Raw genomic sequence first — 13366 nt, 5'->3', positions numbered from 1 at the left:
ATCATTTTCGTCCTTTCTACTTCGATATATTATTGTAGCTTGTGCTACTTATAACCTCATGCATGGCTGTATCATATTTATCAATTGTTGTATTTGTTTAATATTTGAGCCAATCCTGGGTTTCTGTCCAACAAACCAAAAAGAGCGCAAAAAAGCTGCGTCGGCGGCTTCTTTGCACTCATCTAATGTCTGTTATTATTTTATTGAACTTATTCTATAACAGATCAAATAAAAAGGCAACTAAACTTTTTGACATAGCCAAACGACAGAACACTAATGAATTACAAATTATATTCATGAAAATCGCTGCAAATTGTTCCGATTGTTACTATTTCTGTTTATCTTGTTATGATATATTATATTCAACCTAAAAAACCACAGAAAAATCAAGACAAAGACGTCGAAAAAAGCTTCGACGTCTTTGTCATTTTTTGAAGACAAGACTAAAAATCTATTTGAATTTATTGCGAAAGGAAGTTAATACCATGTCAAGAATTAATTATTCATCGGGAGCACCCTTAGAAGAAAAAGTAGGCTATTCACGGATGGTGAAGATTGGCAATTTGGTTATGATCGGTGGCACCACCTCGGTTCAGCCAGACGGCAGTGTTTACGGCGAAGGTGATCCCTATGCACAGGCTAAATATATTTTTGAGAAGCACGTCAAACTTTTAGCTGAAGCCGGCGCAACCCCAGCTGATGTCGTCAAAGTTATGTGTTATGCCACCCGAATGTCCGATTGCGGTGAAATTGGCCGCGCCTACTCGGAGATTTTTAAAGAATATCGGCCATTATTCACAGCAGTGGGAACAACAGAGCTCAACCGCCCCACGCAACTGTGCGAGATTGAAATGACTGCGATCATCATTTCTAAAGAAAGTGGGTGTGAGTGATGAAACGAATCAGCGACCATCCCATTCTCGGCGAACCGGAAAAAGGGCAGTTGGTATCCTTCTTTATGGATGGCAAGCCGATGGAAGGCTTTGCCGGTGAACCCATTGCTGTGGCCCTGAAAGCCGCCGGGGTGATGGTTCACCGCTATACCCACAAGGCCCATGAACCCCGGGGCATCTTCTGTGCCATCGGCCGTTGCACCGACTGCGTCATGATTGTCGATGGAGTTCCCAATATTCGTACCTGTATTACCCCGTTAGTTTCCGGGATGAGAGTTCAGACTCAGGATGGGGTCACCGCATTGGAGGTCAGCGAATGAAACGTTATGATTTAATCGTCGTGGGTGCCGGTCCCGCCGGACTCTCAGCGGCTATTGAAGCCGCCCGCTGTGGCATGAAGGTTGCCGTTTTTGATGAAAATGCCAAACCCGGCGGACAATTATTTAAGCAAATCCATAAATTTTTCGGTTCAAAAGAACACCAGGCCAAGATTCGCGGTTACAAAATTGGTGAAACACTACTCGCCGAGGCTGATGAAGCCGGAGTTGAAGTATTTCTCAATGCCACCGTCGCCGGCATTTATCTGGATAAAGAAGTGCTGGTTCAAATCGGAGAAGCAATGACACACTTCAAGGCCGATACCATCATTATTTCTACTGGGGCAGCGGAAAACATGGTCACCTTTGATGGCTGGACCCTACCTGGAGTGATTGGTGCCGGAGCCGCCCAGACAATGATGAATCTTCACGGCATCAAGCCCGGTCAACGGGTACTGATGCTGGGCAGCGGCAATGTCGGTCTGGTGGTCAGCTTCCAGCTGATGCAGGCTGGCTGTGAAGTAGTAGCCCTGGTGGATGCTGCTCCCAGGATTGGCGGCTATGGCGTTCACGCCGCCAAAATCGCCCGCTGTGGGGTGCCTTTCTATCTATCTCATACCATTACTAAAGCTGATGGAACCGATTGCGTCACAGGCGTAACAATTGCCGAATTTGATGAGCACTTCGCCCCGATCCCCGGCACCCAGAAACATTTTGATGTCGACACCATCTGTCTGGCCGTCGGTCTCTCGCCAATGTCGCAACTGCTAAAAATGGCGGGTTGCACAATGGTTGATGATCCCAAGCGCGGCGGTCAGGTGCCCTTGGTTTCTGAAAATGGCGAAACCTCTATTCCCGGCCTCTTTGCTGCCGGGGATGTTTCTGGCATCGAAGAAGCCAGCTCAGCCATGATTGGGGGCCGGATGTCAGGTCTAGCCGCCGCCGCTTATCTGGGCTTTCTCAGTGAGTCGGACAAAGAGAAACGCCTGGCTGACCTGGAAGTCGCTCTCAACAGTCTGCATCAGGGCATGTTCGCCCCCGGCAGCAAGGGTAAAACCGTTGCCAAAACCGACGAAGGGATTGCCGTTTCCCAGAGTCTGCTTAAAAAAGGCTACCTTGAAGACACCGATCTTGAGCGCTTTGTTCATCGATCTAATCAGACTGATAAAAATTCCGGCATCCATCCGGTGATCGAATGTACCCAGAACATTCCCTGCAATCCCTGTCAGGATGCCTGCACCAAGGGTTGCATTAAAGTTGGCAAGACCATCACTGCTCTTCCACAGATTGATGATGCCAGCAGTTGTACCGGTTGTGGCATGTGTATTGCTGCCTGTTCCGGCCAAGCCATCTTTCTGGTCGACGAAGACTACGCCCCGGGCTTTGCCAGCATTACCCTACCCTATGAATTTTTACCACTACCCCAAAAGGGTGAACAGGGAACAGCCCTAAGCCGCAGCGGTCAACCGCTGGGCATCGCCGAAATCATCGACGTCCGCAATGCCAAAGCCTTTGACCATACGCCGTTAGTCACCATCAAAGTCCCGGCTGGGCAAGCCATGACTGCCCGATTTTATCAGCCCACGACCCAAGCGATGGAACAATAAGAAAGAGGAGAAACGACTATGAAATCTATTAATGATCGTTCACGAAATATTGGTTCCTTCGTTTCACAGCTCGATGACACCATCATCATCTGCCGCTGCGAAGAAATCACTAAAGGAGAAATTCGCCAGGCGATTCATGACGGAATGTTTACCGTTAATGAAATCCGACGTTACCTGCGGGCTGGAATGGGACTTTGTCAGGGACAGACCTGTGGCAAACTGGTTAAATATCTGATCGCCCGGGAGCTGGGCGTCATCCCAGATCAGTTGGATCCGGCCACCAGTCGGTCGCCAATGCGGCCGGTGGAAATGAAAGTATTAGGAAATGAAGAGGTGACCCATGTCTAAACATAGTGATGTTATCATTATTGGCGGCGGCATCATTGGTAATGCCACCGCTTACTATCTGGCTAAGAAAGGCGTATCCGTGACCGTATTGGAGGCCAGCAAAGATATTGGCATTGGCGGTTCGTCCCGTAATGGAGGCGGTGTCCGCCAGTCCGGTCGGGATACCCGAGAACTGCCATTGGCAATGTGGGGGATTAAGAATCTCTGGCCGGGATTGTCCGAAGAACTGGGGGTAGATGTGGAATATACCCAAAAAGGTAATCTGCGGTTGGGTAAAACGGAAGCCCATCAAAAAATCCTTCAGGGCTTGACGGATAAGGCCGTAGCTTGCGGATTGGATGTCCGGATGATCAATGGAGATGAAATTCGAGCCATCAATCCCTACCTTTCCGACGAGGTTACCTGTGCCAGCTGGTGTCCTACCGACGGCCATGCCAATCCATTGACTGCGACCCTGGGTTACTATAAAAAAGCCCGGGAATTAGGTGTCCGCTTTATTACCGAAGCGCCCTGCTTCGAACTGCGCAAAATTAAGGGCGCAATCCGCCAGGTTGTCACTCCGGATGCCATTTATGAAGCTGATAAGGTGCTGGTGGCGGCCGGTTTTGACAGTCGCAAAATTTTAGCGACCGTCGGCATCGATGTGCCAATGATGCCGCTTAAGATGGAATGTCTGGTTACCGAAGCCGAGCCACCAATGTTCTTACAAATGCTGGGGACAGCTGATGCCGATTTTTACGGTCATCAGTCCAAGCATGGTTCCTTTGTTTTTGGCGGATCCTCAGGTTTTGAACACCTCAATAAAGACAACGGCACCCCCATTTCCAGTAGTATCGGCGCCTCCTGTACCTGCCGTGGAATTATTAAATACTTCCCTGCACTGGTCGATGCCAAAATTGTCCGAGCCTGGGCTGGCTGGCTGGATGACTGTGCAGACCATGTTCCGGTGATCAGCCCGGTGGAAGAAGTACCGGGTTTGTATATCGCCTGCGCTTTTTCTGGCCACGGCTTTGGGATTGCTCCAGCGGTGGGCTACAATGTTGCAGAAATGATTGCTGACGGTCACTCCACTATCGACTTGTCAGCCCTCCGCTACGACCGTTTTAAGCCTAAACAATAAGCCTGAACTACGCACAATACGTAAATTAGAATTTTCTTAATTATGATTGTAAATGTAATTTAGTACCGATTTTTACTATTCTTTTATTTTGAACTATGGTATATTGTATACATAATAAGCAGAGAATCAGCAACTACTCAGACAAGGATGTCGAAATCGAAATTTCGGCATCCTTTTTTTTATGCCGACTCTTGCCCATTATCCAGTTTGTTCAGAAAGGAAAGCGCACGCTTCAGGTTTTTACTATGATCGATCTATTGCAACGGTATGGCTCTTATGCCTCTTCCCCAAAAGAAAAGGAAAGTATCATCATTCCGAAACAACCCTTGATGGTCAAGCATTCTCAGGGTTATGAGTACTTCGACTACCGGGCTTATGGCATCTCCCACTTCTACCACTTCCAGGTTACCCAGGAAATGTTAGAAACCGCCACCATCGTTCCTGATGGCACCGTCGACATTGTCTTCCGCTGCGGCCAGGATCATCTGGATGCAACCTGCTACGGCGCAGTTCTAAAAATGCACTCCATTGAGTATGCTTCGGTTTTTCATCTTAATGATACCATCTTTGGTATCCGTTTTTTACCCGGCAAAGCTTTTTTACCGAAGGGCTATCCCATTGGCAGCCTGACTGAGAGCTCTGTGCCTCTTGCAGAAATCTGTCAGGATCAGGCAATGATGGAAGGCATCACCCGCAGCAACGATTTTAAAGAACAAATTGAGCTGTTTCTTGCTGCCTACATTCCTGATTATCAAAACTATTACAGCCCCGGTGTTCGCCCATTTAGTTATCGTATGGTCGATGAAATCACCAAGGTCGTCGGGATTATCAATGTTAATGAATTAAGTCAAAAAGTCGGTTATACGCCTCGTTATATTAATCAACTTTTCAATAAAGAAATTGGCTTGCCGCCAAAGACTTTTTCGAAAATTATCCGTTTTCAAAATGTTTTGCTGGCACTGGGGAAAGATCAGCATATTTCAACCATCGCAGCGGACATGGGTTATTTTGATCAATCTCATTTGCTTAAAGAATTTAAACAATTTACAGGGATTTCCCCCGGAAATTACCGTAAATCCCTAACCAAAGGAACTGCAATCCGAATTTGAAACCATAAAGCTTTGTTCATCCTGTTTATTCAAGAACACTAAAATAAAAACTATTTGGAGGTTTATATTATGACATTACCTGGAATTGATTTTTTGTATTTAAATGAAGCCGATATGATTAAGGCTGGTGTCGGCGATGTTGTGGCCTGTACTGACTGTATGGAAGAGTTGTTAAAGCTGCTCGACAAGGGTGACTACCGGATGGGTGGTGATAATGGCAATTCCCACGGCTGTATGATTACCTTTCCGGAAGAACCAGAATTCCCCAATATGCCGAAGAACGGCCCAGACCGCCGCTTTATGGCAATGCCTGCCTATGTCGGTGGCAAGTTTGACGTCGCCGGGATGAAATGGTACGGTTCTAATGTTGAAAACCGTCATAAAAACCTACCTCGTTCAATTTTGATGATGATGTTAAATGACAAGGACACCAGCGCACCACTTGCCTTGATGTCTGCAAATCTCCTCAGTGCTTACCGGACAGCAGCCGTTCCTGGCGTCGGTGTTAAAAATTTGGCCCTAAAAGATGCCAAGGTGCTGGCGATTATCGGTCCTGGCGTCATTAATTCCACTGCCATCGAAACGTTTGCCGCACTGCGACCGAGTCTGACAACCCTTAAAATAAAAGGCCGTGGCCAGGCCTCCATTGACCGTTGCATTGAATTCGTCAAGGAAAAGTGTCCGCAATTTACCGAAATTATTGTCTGTGAAACCCTGGAAGAGTGTGTCCGTGACTCAGATATTTTGAGTTTTGCCACCTCTACCCCAATGGGCGCCGGTCCATCGGCTTATCCCTTTGTTGATTCCGAGTGGATCAAACCCGGAGCGCTTTTTTGTCTCCCCGGCGCCGCCGATTTTACCGATGAGTTTATAAAAAGTGATAAAACCAAACTGGTCGTTGACAACATCTCTCTATATGAAGCCTGGGCTGAAGAATACCCCTACCCAACCTACAATATTGTCTATATCCTCGGTTCCAAATTTATGGACATGATCCATGACGGCAAGTTGGAAAAAACCGATATCCACGATTTAGGGGCCATCTTAAATGGCAAGGTACCCGGCCGGGAAAGCGACGATCAGATCATCCTTTACTCGGTCGGTGGGATGCCGGTGGAAGATGTCGCCTGGGGCAAAGAGGTTTACGACTATGCCCGCAAGCATAATATCGGGGTTAATCTGAATCTTTGGGATAAACCAGCTTTATACTAAAATCAAAACGATCCAAAATCTCAACAAGACAAAACACTTAAGCATATAAATAAACCCTTTACCATTTAATTACAATTGGTAAAGGGTTTTCGTTCGTAGACAAATTGTCAGCACTGGCGTTACCGTAGCACTGTTTTTACCGGAATTCTACTCTGGTGATCGAATAGGCTTTGACATCCAGGATTTCACCGGTGTAGATCTTGTCCGCCTGCCGGATTGTTCCTTCATAATGAAAACCACATTTTTCAATCACCCGCTGGGATCCAAGGTTCGCAGGATAATGCACCACTGAGATCAGACCCAGACCCAGGGTATCAAAGCCATAGGCCAGCACGGCTCTGGCCGCTTCGGTCATGATACCCTGCCCCCAGAAATCCTCACTGAGCGCGTAGCCGAGCATCCGGGCCTGGTCATTCTGGCGATGGGGATCTTCAATTAATCCGATTGAACCGATAATCCGGTGGTCTTTCTCAATCCCCCAGATGTTTTCCTGGCCGACAAAGATCGTCTTCATGATCTCCTTTGTTTCTTCGATAGTATCATGCGGCTTCCAGCCGGCCTGCGGGCCAACATTCGGGCTTTTTGAATAGGCAAAAACATCGCCAGCGTCAGCCATGGTTAACGGTCTTAATTTCAAATTTTCAGTATCAATGTAATTCATTTTAGTCCAACTCCATATTTGTAATAATCTCTTGATATCGTGCCGTGGCGGCAGCTGATGGTTTGCCTTTTTGACAGATCGTAAGCCCCCTGAGTTTGCGATTGGGCCGCTCGATTATCATCCGGCCCTGACTATCCAGTTTCTGCTGTAATGCTGCCAGGGCTTCGCTAAAGCGCTTATCTTGCCGGGCTTTTTCATAGAAAGACAGCACATAGACATAATAAAACAGGTTGTAGCGCAAAAACGGATATTCCACCTGCATAAATAATTTGCCAATGCCATAGTGACAGGGCCCCAACGGCGTCTTCACGACCCAGTGATCAAGCAGAGTTTCAACCGCCCGGTCAAGATCTATGATGCGAGCCGCTCCCGCATGAAAACCAGCCAGACGAAAAGCATCCAAGGCCAGCAGGGTCACATTGGGATTTGACGCATCAGTTTCGGGGCCATGACCATAGATAAATTTGTTGCAGCGCCAGCCACCGTCATCGTAGCGGTCAGCAAGCAGATAATTCAGTGCGGCCTGAACCCGGGGATGACTGGCGTAACCATTGCGACACAGACCGGCCACCGCATGGGCGGTGTGACAGGGATAGATTGCACCCTTCGGGGCAATCCGTACCCGACCGTCGGCTCTTATGGCTGCCAGAACCAGCTCCGCCGCCCCTTGCAGGGCTTCATGATCCCGAGGCACGTTAAGTTCACTGATGATCATCAGTGCGGTCAGGGTACTGGTCGGTTTTTCAATCCCCAGGCGGCCGTCCGGGGTTGCCCAGAAATCGGCGCCGTTGTCATGGCGGGTAGCCAGGATCTGAGCTAAATCAGTCTTGTTTTCATCATCATTTATCATCGCTGTTCTCTCCTTCTAATTGGCAGATCATCAGGTATTCCTGATCCAGTTCATCAATCACAACAAAGCCAACCGCCTGATACATTCTCAAGGCATAATTGTCTTTCTGCACGGCTAACGATGCCTGTTGGTAGCCCTTGGCTGTCAAATGTTGCAGCATCCGTTTCATGAGTGTAGTGCCAATGCCACAGTTGCGGTATTCTGGATAAAGGGAGATGGCGAATTCCGGCGTTTTGTCATCCACATTTCCAAATCCCCGAACCTTTCCGACTATGATTCGGGTCCACACGGCGCCAACAATTTTATCTTTGCACTCAGCAACCAGACAGTGGTCATCCGTTCTACCGAAGTCCTCAATGTAGACCTGTAGTTCTGGCTGCTCGATCACATCCCTTGGCAGCCGTTTTTGTTCGTCCGACTGAAAAATAGCCTCATATAAAAAATCAGTGAGCAACGGTATTTCGATTGGTTTGATTTCCCGAATAGTATAGTCTTTCATCATATCCTTTCCGATTTTTGGATAGGTAATCCCCCAAATCTGTTACCGGGGCATCAAGTTTGACTTCAATCCCCTCTAGGCGCAGACTCAAACCCAAGGTTCGGCTCATTTCTCCATTCAATACAAAATCTTGCCAGCCGACATTCTGGACATGGGTTCGGTAACTGACGTTTGGCGTGGTGGCAGACTTTCTAAAGTAGGTCTCAGTATATCGTAGACCTTGGCATTATATTGGTAATTTTCATCTGATTCCATTATTTCTCACTTTCATTCACACATCAACATACATCCTAATTGAGACAGTCATTGCATTTTTTTATTCCGATATAGAACTTAACACAGCCGTGGGCAATATGTTCTTCTGAAGACAGTAAATTGATAAACATATCACAGAATTCTCCATAATTTTCGCCAAAGTGATTTTTTAAACGCACCATCCGTTCCAGCCTCGCTCGCCAATTTTCGATGATATTTTTATTGGCGTTTCCGCTGAAATTTAATTCAACATCATACCAGTTTTCTTCTGCAATAATGATCTCCAGTCCGTTCTTTTCCATGAGCGATTTTATTTTTCCACCGATTTTAAAATCATAAGTCTTGCTTTTTCCGGATTCACGTTCAAATTCTTTTGTTTCTTTCAAAAATCTATTGTTTTCGGGTAAATGACCAGAAAACAAATCATCAATATCAACAATTGCAAACCAGCCATTGCTATTCAGACACTTTGTCCAATTTGCAATAAATAAATCGGGATTTTCCATATATGCCAAAGCAAAACTCATCCAGATTCCATCACATTTCTCTAATTCATTTGGATCTAAAGTAATAATATTGGCATCTACAAACTCACAATTATATTCTTTTTCTTTGTTTGCTATCTCTAAAAGAGCTTTATCATTATCGAAGCCCATCACATGTTTTGTTTTTTTACTAAGTAAATGCGATACCGTTCCAATTGAGCAGCCTAAATCATAAACAATTTGATTTTGATTGAGTGGCAGTTTTTCTAAATATCTTTCCCAATCCCGCCAAGTGTTTTGATTCAAATATTCTTTTATTAAATCTATGTTTGATTCATTCCTTCACTTCATTTAGCTCCCTTTCGTTTCGCTGACAGATTATTTAAGATTGTATTGCCAATTCTAATCCCCATGATAAATCATCCGTTTGTTCATACCACCATCGATGGTGATGGTTTCCCCGGTGATAAAATCCTGCTGACAGAGAAATAAAACCATTCTTGAAATATCTTTGGGTGTGCCCACCTTACCGGCGGGGATCGCTGCTTTGTCTGTCGGACTGTGATCGCTCTGATCGTTAACTTCAATCCATCCGGGTGCAATACAGTTGACTAAGACATCTGGGCCTAGTGAAATAGCCAGGGCATGGGTCAGGGCAACAAGGCCACCCTTGGCACTGGCATAGGCTTCACTGTCCGGTTCTGATTGAAAAGCCCGGGACGAGGCAATGTTGATAATCCGCCCGTGATTTTTAATCAACTCGTCCCGACACAGCCTGCTTAATTCATAGGGGGCTTTGAGCCCCACCGATAAAACATAGTCAAAACCTTCATAATCCAAGCTTGATAGGATGCCGTTGTTGCCCTTACAGGCATTATTAACCATCACATCGATACGCCCCAGTTTTTCCATGGCAAAGCCAACAAATTCCTGGAGCGCTGCCAAACTGGCGACATCGCCGTAAAAATAAAACAGATTGGTATGTTCGTCCGCAAATGCCTGGGATCTTTCTTTATCAAAATCCATAAAGCAGACTTGCGCTCCATTTTCCAGAAAATCCTGGCAAATTTGCTTGCCAATACCATGCCCGCCGCCGGTAACTAAGATGCCTTTTTTCATCCGTTTGCTTCCTCCTTTTTTTTTCATCTTTATGTTGAGGTCAACACTGATAGAAAATTCTGACCCATTATAATTTTAGCATCTTGTATCATTAACTTTGAGCGTTGCTGTAATCCATGATAATGGACTCGATTTCGGCGATGGTTTCGGTTCTGCAAAGAATATAGTCGCTGGTGGTCAAGCTGTTAAAAATCTTTTTAGAAGGCAGGCGATCGCCAGATTTTACCCGCTGCAGCGTTGTCCGATTGATCTTGCCGATCTCCGCCAAATCCTGTACCGTTTCGCCGCTATCAACAATCAATTCTTCAATTCTTTGCGAAAATAATGACATGCTAAAGCTCCTTAATCTCTTTGATCTGTAAAGTTAATTTTAATCCAAACTTTCTTTTTCGAACACAGATAATTATCCCCAAGGTAACACGACTTGATCGAACATTAATCTTTTTTTCGATAATACTCGATTTTGGCATCAAGGTTATAAAGATTTTGGGCCCATCTCTGCTGTTCCGCGACTACAACTATGCGGTGGGCTTCAAGCATTTCCAGTCGTTCGTGGATGGTCTGATCGCCTTTGGCTCTCAAATCGGCGTATTTTTTAATATTCCGCAGCGGCATCCCGGTCTCTTTGAGTCGCTGAATGAAACGAATCCATTCAATATCGTTTTCGTCGTAGTTACGTCGCCCCCGGGCATCACGGGAAACAGTAATCAATTCCTTTTTTTCATAATATCGCAGGGTATATTCACTGATATTGGTCAATTGGGCCATTTCACTAATAATCATGATAAAACCTTTCAAAATATGGGTTGACTTAGACCATAGTCTAAGCACTATACTGGGATTATAAAGAATTTGGAGGTAATCACAAATGGATCAAACACGTTATCAAATTGGGCTCAAACAGTTAAAAAGAATTGATGGGGTTGGTGGCGAAAAGGTGATCGAATCGTTGAAAACTATCGCTCCCGACTTGGGCAACTACATTATTGAATTTGCTTTTGGCGATATCTATCCCCGGGAGGGACTCTCCCTTCAGGAACGGGAACTAATCACCATCACCAGCCTATTGACCGCCGGTGGCTGCGAACCGCAATTGAATGTTCATATCAATGGAGCTTTGAATGTCGGGATTTTACCAGAAAAAATTATTGAAGCCTTTATTCAATGTATCCCCTACACCGGATTTCCGAAGGTTCTAAACGCGGTTGCCGTTGCCAAAGAGGTCTTTGCCGCGCGTGACGCCCTCACCCGTGACCAGCCAACTTCTGGCGCGAGCTGAGCCATCACCATTTTTGGAAACGGCTTAAATGTTGTCTTAGATTAAGCAAAAGCGGCATCTTAAATTAATCGGTTAATTGAAACTGGTATCTTGTCTGACACGTATCTAGTGCAGCAATTTTAATTTTTTCTTTAACTAGTACCGTCGACGCTTCCTAAGTTTCCCCATCTACCAATGACCTTTATAGAATCTTTGTCATTAATAATACGGCGGCCATATCAAAAGCCAATTCCCAATATTCCAAATAAAACAACACACCGATAATCACTAAACCGCCAAATAGAAAGACCAGGTACACAATTCCCAAACCTTTTAATCGTTTGTTTCCAGTTTTCTTTCCATTGCGGTAATTTATATAGGCCATCGTTCCAAATGAAAAAATAAAGATTGCAATGGGGATCAGGCTATTCATGATGTGTTGTTGAAATGAATCCATGTATCCACTTTCTTTTTTGTAGTGTTTTATTTTTTATATGCTTATAATTATACGCCTTTCCACCCAAAATGGCTATTGCAAATTGCTCTTTACCCAGCAGTTACTGATCGACTGGATCCGTTATTAATAACCGCCGTGCCAACCTTTTTTAAGAAGGTTGCTGCGGCCTTTTTTTGTCTGCTGCGCAGATTCGTCGGTAAATCTGCAACGGCGTACCACCCACTATTGCCGTCAATCCGACCGAAATGAACCATTCTTTTTGCCATCCTTAACAATTCTGCCATTGACGAACTCTTTTTTTATCGGTACACTTTAAAAAAAAACCATTCCACCAAGAATGGGAAAATCTGCGAAAGAAGGTCGTCGTCGTGCAGGAAAAAACAATCACCTCCCCCCGGGGCACCGTTTCCTACTGGATCGCCCGGCATCAGGATCCCCAGGCAATTTGTCTGGTCTTTACCCATGGGCTTACTGCCAATCATCGGATGTTTGATCACCAGGTGGCTTATTTCAGAAAGCATTACACCGTCATCAGCTGGGATCTGCCCCTCCATGGGGCTTCCCGTCCCTATACGGATTTCTCCTTTCACCATGCCGCCGCCGATCTGGATGCTATTTTGAATCAGGAAAAGATCCCGGCGGCGGTTCTGATCGGTCAGTCACTGGGAGGCTATGCCTGTCAGCAGTATGCCCTGGATTTTCCGGACAAGGTGCTGGCTTTTGTCGGAGTGGATACCTCGCCCTTTGGCCATTCCTACTATTCCCGGTCCGACCGCTTCTGGATCCGGCAGGTGGAATGGCTGTCCCGCTGTTACCCTCATGACAAACTGGTGTCGGCCATTGCCAAAGGAGCCACCCATACCAAACGGGGCTTTGACAATATGATAATGATGCTGGCACCCTATGGCAAGACGGAACTCTGCCGGATCATGGGGCTCGCCTATGCCAGCTTTCTCCGGGAAAACCGTGATGCGACGTTTAACTTCCCGGTGTTGCTGACCCTGGGTGAATATGACAAAACCGGCAAGGTGCCCCAATACAACTGGGCCTGGGCGACCAAAACCGGTTATCCCCTGAAAATCATTCCCGGAGCCGGCCATAATGCCAATGTCGATAATCCGGTGGTTTTTAATGCCGTGGTTGAGGATTTCCTGGATCACCACCATCTGGTTTAAT

At 46.0% G+C, this 13366-nt stretch carries 18 protein-coding genes and 1 pseudogene; 9 read left to right on the top strand and 10 right to left on the bottom strand.

The features are described from left to right. Window positions 1-485 precede the first annotated feature (485 nt). The 7 genes from Q7P33_RS11235 to Q7P33_RS11205 all read left to right on the top strand — a co-directional run bounded on the left by Q7P33_RS11235 (window position 486) and on the right by Q7P33_RS11205 (window position 6606). Window positions 486-893, top strand: coding sequence for a Rid family hydrolase (locus tag Q7P33_RS11235; protein ID WP_228878757.1), 408 nt, complete (start codon window positions 486-488; stop codon window positions 891-893). After that, the gene (locus Q7P33_RS11230; protein WP_303870382.1) at window positions 893-1213 is read left to right on the top strand and encodes a (2Fe-2S)-binding protein; all 321 of its coding nucleotides are present in this window, start codon (window positions 893-895) and stop codon (window positions 1211-1213) included. The genes Q7P33_RS11235 and Q7P33_RS11230 overlap by 1 nt, the downstream gene beginning before the upstream one ends. Beyond that, window positions 1210-2817, top strand: a complete 1608-nt coding sequence (locus tag Q7P33_RS11225) for an FAD-dependent oxidoreductase (protein ID WP_303870381.1) — start codon at window positions 1210-1212, stop codon at window positions 2815-2817. The genes Q7P33_RS11230 and Q7P33_RS11225 overlap by 4 nt, the downstream gene beginning before the upstream one ends. An 18-nt stretch (window positions 2818-2835) precedes the next feature. After that, window positions 2836-3165 (top strand): (2Fe-2S)-binding protein, encoded by a 330-nt coding sequence (locus Q7P33_RS11220; RefSeq protein WP_303870379.1) that lies wholly within the window; start codon window positions 2836-2838, stop codon window positions 3163-3165. Then, window positions 3158-4285, top strand: a complete 1128-nt coding sequence (locus tag Q7P33_RS11215; RefSeq protein WP_303870377.1) for an FAD-binding oxidoreductase — start codon at window positions 3158-3160, stop codon at window positions 4283-4285. The genes Q7P33_RS11220 and Q7P33_RS11215 overlap by 8 nt, the downstream gene beginning before the upstream one ends. Window positions 4286-4530: 245 nt before the next feature. Further along, window positions 4531-5394, top strand: coding sequence for a helix-turn-helix domain-containing protein (locus Q7P33_RS11210; protein ID WP_303870375.1), 864 nt, complete (start codon window positions 4531-4533; stop codon window positions 5392-5394). Window positions 5395-5463: 69 nt separating this feature from the next. Next, window positions 5464-6606: a tyramine oxidase subunit B gene (locus Q7P33_RS11205; RefSeq protein ID WP_303870374.1), complete on the top strand. Its 1143-nt coding sequence runs from the start codon at window positions 5464-5466 to the stop codon at window positions 6604-6606. Window positions 6607-6742: 136 nt separating this feature from the next. On the opposite strand, the gene Q7P33_RS11200 is transcribed toward Q7P33_RS11205, so the two are convergent. The 8 genes and pseudogenes from Q7P33_RS11200 to Q7P33_RS11165 all read right to left on the bottom strand — a co-directional run bounded on the left by Q7P33_RS11200 (window position 6743) and on the right by Q7P33_RS11165 (window position 11258). Next, window positions 6743-7267, bottom strand: coding sequence for a GNAT family N-acetyltransferase (locus tag Q7P33_RS11200; RefSeq protein WP_303870373.1), 525 nt, complete (start codon window positions 7265-7267; stop codon window positions 6743-6745). Window position 7268: 1 nt separating this feature from the next. Continuing rightward, on the bottom strand, window positions 7269-8117 hold the full coding sequence (locus tag Q7P33_RS11195; protein WP_303870372.1) for a prenyltransferase: 849 nt from the start codon (window positions 8115-8117) through the stop codon (window positions 7269-7271). Beyond that, window positions 8107-8616 (bottom strand): GNAT family N-acetyltransferase, encoded by a 510-nt coding sequence (locus Q7P33_RS11190; protein WP_303870490.1) that lies wholly within the window; start codon window positions 8614-8616, stop codon window positions 8107-8109. Before Q7P33_RS11190 ends, Q7P33_RS11195 begins: the two co-directional genes overlap by 11 nt. Beyond that, window positions 8561-8758: pseudogene (locus Q7P33_RS11185) on the bottom strand (hypothetical protein); the annotation flags it as partial. The gene Q7P33_RS11190 and the pseudogene Q7P33_RS11185, both read right to left, overlap by 56 nt. Window positions 8759-8906: 148 nt before the next feature. Next, a complete protein-coding gene (locus Q7P33_RS11180; RefSeq protein ID WP_303870371.1) occupies window positions 8907-9662 on the bottom strand; it encodes a trans-aconitate 2-methyltransferase in 756 nt (251 codons plus the stop codon). Between the two features lie 96 nt (window positions 9663-9758). Next, window positions 9759-10475: an SDR family oxidoreductase gene (locus Q7P33_RS11175; protein WP_303870370.1), complete on the bottom strand. Its 717-nt coding sequence runs from the start codon at window positions 10473-10475 to the stop codon at window positions 9759-9761. A 91-nt stretch (window positions 10476-10566) separates the two neighbouring features. Further along, window positions 10567-10806 (bottom strand): hypothetical protein, encoded by a 240-nt coding sequence (locus Q7P33_RS11170; RefSeq protein ID WP_303870368.1) that lies wholly within the window; start codon window positions 10804-10806, stop codon window positions 10567-10569. A gap of 104 nt (window positions 10807-10910) precedes the next feature. Then, on the bottom strand, window positions 10911-11258 hold the full coding sequence (locus Q7P33_RS11165) for a MerR family transcriptional regulator (RefSeq protein ID WP_303870367.1): 348 nt from the start codon (window positions 11256-11258) through the stop codon (window positions 10911-10913). Between the two features lie 85 nt (window positions 11259-11343). On the opposite strand from Q7P33_RS11165, the gene Q7P33_RS11160 reads away from it, so the two are divergent. Continuing rightward, a complete protein-coding gene (locus Q7P33_RS11160; RefSeq protein WP_303870366.1) occupies window positions 11344-11754 on the top strand; it encodes a carboxymuconolactone decarboxylase family protein in 411 nt (136 codons plus the stop codon). Window positions 11755-11935: 181 nt separating this feature from the next. On the opposite strand, the gene Q7P33_RS11155 is transcribed toward Q7P33_RS11160, so the two are convergent. Together Q7P33_RS11155 and Q7P33_RS11150 are read right to left on the bottom strand one after the other, a co-directional pair. Then, complete coding sequence (locus tag Q7P33_RS11155; RefSeq protein ID WP_303870365.1) at window positions 11936-12190, bottom strand: hypothetical protein; 255 nt, start codon at window positions 12188-12190, stop codon at window positions 11936-11938. Window positions 12191-12279: 89 nt separating this feature from the next. Then, the gene (locus Q7P33_RS11150) at window positions 12280-12474 is read right to left on the bottom strand and encodes a hypothetical protein (RefSeq protein WP_303870364.1); all 195 of its coding nucleotides are present in this window, start codon (window positions 12472-12474) and stop codon (window positions 12280-12282) included. An 84-nt stretch (window positions 12475-12558) separates the two neighbouring features. On the opposite strand from Q7P33_RS11150, the gene Q7P33_RS11145 reads away from it, so the two are divergent. Further along, a complete protein-coding gene (locus Q7P33_RS11145) occupies window positions 12559-13365 on the top strand; it encodes an alpha/beta fold hydrolase (protein WP_303870362.1) in 807 nt (268 codons plus the stop codon). The last annotated feature ends 1 nt before the right edge of the window (window position 13366 follow it).

This window comes from Acetobacterium wieringae (assembly GCF_026646375.1).
Classification (GTDB): Bacteria; Bacillota; Clostridia; order Eubacteriales; family Eubacteriaceae; genus Acetobacterium; species Acetobacterium wieringae_A.
This window is presented reverse-complemented; position numbering and strand designations above follow the sequence as displayed.

Bases quoted from the DNA above. Each gene is read 5' to 3' on its own strand.
- Q7P33_RS11175 (WP_303870370.1), bottom strand. From the start codon at position 10,475: ATGAAAAAAGGCATCTTAGTTACCGGCGGCGGGCATGGTATTGGCAAG.
- Q7P33_RS11165 (WP_303870367.1), bottom strand. From the start codon at position 11,258: ATGATTATTAGTGAAATGGCCCAATTGACCAATATCAGTGAATATACC.
- Q7P33_RS11170 (WP_303870368.1), bottom strand. From the start codon at position 10,806: ATGTCATTATTTTCGCAAAGAATTGAAGAATTGATTGTTGATAGCGGC.
- Q7P33_RS11210 (WP_303870375.1), top strand. From the start codon at position 4,531: ATGATCGATCTATTGCAACGGTATGGCTCTTATGCCTCTTCCCCAAAA.
- Q7P33_RS11205 (WP_303870374.1), top strand. From the start codon at position 5,464: ATGACATTACCTGGAATTGATTTTTTGTATTTAAATGAAGCCGATATG.
- Q7P33_RS11160 (WP_303870366.1), top strand. From the start codon at position 11,344: ATGGATCAAACACGTTATCAAATTGGGCTCAAACAGTTAAAAAGAATT.
- Q7P33_RS11195 (WP_303870372.1), bottom strand. From the start codon at position 8,117: ATGATAAATGATGATGAAAACAAGACTGATTTAGCTCAGATCCTGGCT.
- Q7P33_RS11235 (WP_228878757.1), top strand. From the start codon at position 486: ATGTCAAGAATTAATTATTCATCGGGAGCACCCTTAGAAGAAAAAGTA.
- Q7P33_RS11150 (WP_303870364.1), bottom strand. From the start codon at position 12,474: ATGGCAGAATTGTTAAGGATGGCAAAAAGAATGGTTCATTTCGGTCGG.
- Q7P33_RS11230 (WP_303870382.1), top strand. From the start codon at position 893: ATGAAACGAATCAGCGACCATCCCATTCTCGGCGAACCGGAAAAAGGG.
- Q7P33_RS11215 (WP_303870377.1), top strand. From the start codon at position 3,158: ATGTCTAAACATAGTGATGTTATCATTATTGGCGGCGGCATCATTGGT.
- Q7P33_RS11220 (WP_303870379.1), top strand. From the start codon at position 2,836: ATGAAATCTATTAATGATCGTTCACGAAATATTGGTTCCTTCGTTTCA.
- Q7P33_RS11190 (WP_303870490.1), bottom strand. From the start codon at position 8,616: ATGAAAGACTATACTATTCGGGAAATCAAACCAATCGAAATACCGTTG.
- Q7P33_RS11155 (WP_303870365.1), bottom strand. From the start codon at position 12,190: ATGGATTCATTTCAACAACACATCATGAATAGCCTGATCCCCATTGCA.
- Q7P33_RS11200 (WP_303870373.1), bottom strand. From the start codon at position 7,267: ATGAATTACATTGATACTGAAAATTTGAAATTAAGACCGTTAACCATG.
- Q7P33_RS11225 (WP_303870381.1), top strand. From the start codon at position 1,210: ATGAAACGTTATGATTTAATCGTCGTGGGTGCCGGTCCCGCCGGACTC.